This window comes from Aeromonas cavernicola (assembly GCF_002795305.1).
GTDB classification, from domain to species: Bacteria; Pseudomonadota; Gammaproteobacteria; order Enterobacterales; family Aeromonadaceae; genus Aeromonas; species Aeromonas cavernicola.
Window position 1 is genome coordinate 1 of the sequence record NZ_PGGC01000136.1, and the last position, 4,125, is coordinate 4,125.

Sequence of the window (4,125 nt, forward strand, 5' to 3'; positions counted from 1 at the left end):
CGGCAATATTGCTCCTGCTCATGGTAATTTGGATACAATAGAATCTTAAAATAACCTGTCTTTGCAAGGCCCGTCTGCAGCCATATTTACATGCTATTAACTACCTTTAACAGTAAATAAAGAGTGCATTAATGGAAATACATTATTGATTTTAATAATAATTAATGACCAGCCTTATTTTAATTTATTAAGACTCAAATAAAACATAATTTCCCCATCGGGCCCGCTGACCATCAGCAAATTCATTAAACAGCAAAAAAATTAATTTTTTGCCGCTAAACAGTGACCCTAAGGCAGATATTGCCGTACAAATACAGTCGATTGAATCCATATTTCGGTGACGATATTAGCAACCAGTTAGCGAGAGCGGATTGAAATGAAGATGGAGGTCTCTTTATATCCACTTTATCCCATTTATTCGGGATATAGTCCCGCTCATATGGGGTTATCGCTGGCATAACCAAACGACCTCAACACCGCCCCTTCATTTTCTTGGCCAACCCGTAACTCGAATTCCCGGTCATCTCCCCGAACAAATCAGGGCCTCTTGAATAAGGTGCTGCACCGCCAGATATAAGAAATGGGTATCCGAGTATTGCAGGTAAACCTTGGGCTGCACTTCGTTCAGCCTCAACCTACGGTTTAGCCGAACATCACACCATAGCTTGCCACAACCAGTAAAGGGAGGGAGGTAAGCGAGGTTGATGAGATCACTACGTAGTCAGTCGATTGGGTGAGTTAGCGCAAATAATCGGGGCTTTCTCGCGATTAGCCCTCTCTTTTTCTAACAAGCAAGGCGCCATTTGGCTTACCATGTCGGCCAAAATCGGCGGTGTTGATATGGGTGAGTGCCAGCACAGGGCAATAAAGAGTGTGGCTGTGACTATCCACAAGCGATGGCATCTGTTGTTGGTGGGGACAGTGCAACGCGAAGCCCAACAGGCACTCAGGAAACATAAAACCAAGATGGATGGCATCATAACCGTAAGGTTTCATACATTATGAACAAACAACCAAAATATAATGTTTCTGACTTAGCTAATTTGATGCGTAAAGCCAGAGAGAATAAAAAACCATTTGTATTTTTTACAGGTGCGGGCTGCTCTGTAACAGCAGGAATACCACTGGCAAAAACATTAATCGCCGAATTACAACAATCTTTTTCTACTGAACTGAAATTACTAAACAGTGCTGAGCGTGAAGACTACGGAAAGTGCATGGCCCAAATTGGGCGTGATGACCGTCGAGAATTCCTAAAGGGGTATATTAACAAGGCAAACATTAACTGGGCACACATTGCATTGGCTTGCTTACTGCGAGAGGAGTATATCAGCCGAATACTGACTTTTAATTTTGATAATTTATTGGCTCGTAGCTGTGGCTTACTGGGTCTGTACCCAGCGACTTACGATTTTACCGCCGCCAACTTAAACCTTTATCATTTAATTGATAAGCCAGCCATTATCCATTTACACGGTCAGAGTCATGGCTTCGCCCAACTTAATACAAACGATGAAACGGCTTCTCATGCAGAACAATTAAGCCAATTTATTCAAGCAACATTAAATGAATCACCGGCCTTATTTATTGGCTATAGCGGACAAGCGGATGCTTTTTTTCCACAAATAAAGGATCATTACTCCGGTCAGCATCGACTATTTTGGGTTGATATCGCGGAGCACGCCCCAACGCATATTGAAGAATCTATTTTAAAAATAAACTTGGCGCACTATATGCCGTGCACTGATGGTGCGGATGTGTTTTTAATCGAGTTAGCACAAGAGCTAGGCTGTTTTCCGCCCCAGATTTTTACTGATCCATATGCTCACTTGCTCGAAGAGTTAAAACCTGTCTTGCCCTACCCACAAACGAATAACCATAAAGGCAACAACACATCATCGAATACAGAGCAACTTGGCCTAACAACCACTCTAGATATTCTGCAACAACTGCGACAACGCCTCGAAGCAGCACAAGCTCAAGAACGTACTGCACAGCGCTCCAACTATCTCGAATTGTATATGCAGGGTAAAAATGAAGAAATCATTAAATCCTCGCAATCGCACGAGCCATTAGATGATGCAGAACAAGAGTGGGTAGCTCGGGCTTATTTGAATTGGGCACTCAAGCAAACCGATTTAGAACAAGAAATTGCAGTCTATGACCAACTGATCGCACGCTTTGCCAGCAGCGATGTGGCTGGTGTGCAAGAACAAGTGGCAAAGGCTCTACTTAATAAGGGCATCACCCTCGGTCAGCTAGCACGCCCAGAGGACGAAATGAGCGTCTATGACCAGCTTATCGCACGCTTTGCCAGCAGCGATGTGGCTGGCGTGCTGGATGCAGTGGCTAGCGCTCTACTTAATAAAGGCATCACCCTCGGTCAGCTAGCACGCCCAGAGGACGAAATTAGCGTCTATGACCAACTGATCGCACGCTTTGCCCATAGCGATATGGCTGGCGTGCAGGAAACAGTGGCACAGGCTCTAGTCAACAAGGGTGTTACCCTCGGTCAGCTAGCACGTCCAGAAGACGAAATTAGCGTCTATGACCAACTGATCGCACGCTTTGCCCATAGCGATGTGGCTGGCGTGCAGGAACGAGTGGCTAGCGCTCTACTTAATAAAGGCATCACCCTCGGTCAGCTAGCACGCCAAGAGGACGAAATTAGCGTCTATGACCAACTGATCGCACGCTTTGCCAGCAGCGATGTGGCTGGCGTGCAGGAACAAGTAGCGAAGGCTTTACACTACAAACAGGTTGAGCTGGAGCACATTGAACATTCTGTTTCGACATGTGATGAAGCGCAATAACATTGCGCCGCTAATTTGGCCTCTGAATGCTGCAGCAAAGCCACGCGGCAACAAAGCCCTGCCCAGCGCTTCTTGCCCCTCCCCATTGGGTCCATCCGATGGGCGATGGGTCATGCCATTGGCCGCTACCACCTGACGCCCGCTGGTGCCCCACTGCTCGGCAGCGGCGGTGAACTGCGTTATGATGGCGCGGCCTTTTTCCTATCCTGATCAGGAGCGACGTTGACTCACCGCCCCCTTCCTACCTCGTCCGAACCGCCGGTGTTTACCGTTACCCGCCTCAACAGCGCTGTGCGCATGATCTTGGAGCAAGATTTGGGGCTGGTGTGGCTGACCGGCGAGCTCTCCAATCTGGCGATGCCGAGCTCCGGCCACTGGTACTTTTCGCTCAAAGATCTCTCTGCGCAGGTGCGTTGCGCCATGTTCAAGGGCAACAATCGGCGGGTGGTATTTCGCCCGCAGGATGGGATGCAGGTGCTGGTGCAGGCCCGGGTGTCGCTCTATGAGCCGCGCGGTGACTATCAGCTGATCATCGAATCGATGCAGCCCGCAGGGGATGGCGTGCTAGCGCTGCGCTTTGATGAGCTCAAGCGCCGCCTCGGGGCCGAAGGGCTGTTTGACGAGAGCCGTAAACGGCCGCTGCCCCGTGAGCCGCGCGCAGTGGGCCTTATCACCTCCGCCACCGGCGCCGCCCTGCACGATATGCTGACGGTGCTCAAACGGCGTGCGCCGGATCTGCCGGTGATTATCTACCCCACTCAGGTGCAAGGGAGCGCCGCCATCAGCCAGATCGTCGCCGCGATTGCTAACGCCAACCGGCGGGCCGAGGTGGATGTGCTGATCGTCGGGCGTGGTGGGGGATCCCTTGAAGATCTCTGGTGCTTTAACGAAGAGGCGGTGGCCCGCGCCATCGCCCACTCCACCATCCCGATTATCAGCGCAGTGGGCCATGAGGTGGATGTCACCATCAGCGACTTTGCCGCTGATTTACGCGCCCCGACCCCCTCTGCGGCCGCTGAATTGGTAGCGCCCGATAACCAAGCCCGAGCCCAGCGCTTGGCTCACATCAAGCAGCGCTTAATACAAGGCATAACCCGCTTGCAAACTGCCGCGCGGCACCGCGCTGAACTGTTGCAAAAGCGGCTCGACCATCAAGATCCAAAGCGGCGGCTGCAGCAGCAATCCCAGCACCTCGACGAGCTTGCCAGCCGTTTGCAACAACTGCTGCGCCAGCGGCTACATCAGGGAGAGCGGCGCTTGCCAGCCGCCAGCAAGCGCTCTGGGCTGTGGCCCTGCAGGCGCAGCTCAAGGC

At 50.9% G+C, this 4,125-nt stretch carries 2 protein-coding genes; both read left to right on the forward strand.

Annotated features, from left to right (window positions below; all coding sequences use genetic code 11):
- Positions 1 to 1,001 precede the first annotated feature (1,001 nt).
- Positions 1,002 to 2,813 (forward strand): SIR2 family protein, encoded by a 1,812-nt coding sequence (locus CUC53_RS14475; RefSeq protein WP_157798286.1) that lies wholly within the window; start codon positions 1,002 to 1,004, stop codon positions 2,811 to 2,813.
- Between the two features lie 297 nt (positions 2,814 to 3,110).
- The coding region (xseA, locus tag CUC53_RS14485; protein WP_236757930.1) for an exodeoxyribonuclease VII large subunit at positions 3,111 to 4,125 on the forward strand (1,015 nt) is incomplete at its 3' end.